The sequence below is a fragment of the Novosphingobium sp. HNCC26DJ243 genome, from assembly GCF_057180545.1.
In genome coordinates this window covers 1-256 of record NZ_JBXUGN010000030.1, presented here as the reverse complement: position 1 = coordinate 256, position 256 = coordinate 1, and the positions used below count along the sequence as shown (strand labels likewise).

Annotated in this window: 1 protein-coding gene; it reads right to left on the bottom strand. The window is 70.7% G+C overall.

Going from position 1 to position 256, the window contains the following annotated elements; genetic code table 11:
- A partial coding sequence (locus tag AC2A04_RS18305; protein WP_484213789.1) for an FAD-binding protein occupies window positions 1-256 on the bottom strand: 256 nt, incomplete at both ends.

Sequence of the window (256 nt, the reverse complement as noted above, 5' to 3'; positions counted from 1 at the left end):
GACGTAGCCCGCGTCGACCGCCGCGCGGCTTGCGCCGATGCCGGCGCCGAGCTTGTCGGCAAGCGGAGTGATGATCTGTTCGAAGGTGGCGGCATCCTTCAAGGCGCGGCCGCCCGAGACGATGATCTTGGCGCTGGTCAGTTCGGGGCGCTCGGACTTGGCGATCTCGGCGCTGACGAAGGTGGACAGGCCTGAGTCCGGCGTGGCCGGCACGGCTTCGACCGCTGCGCTGCCGCCGGCGGGTGCAGCCTTGGCA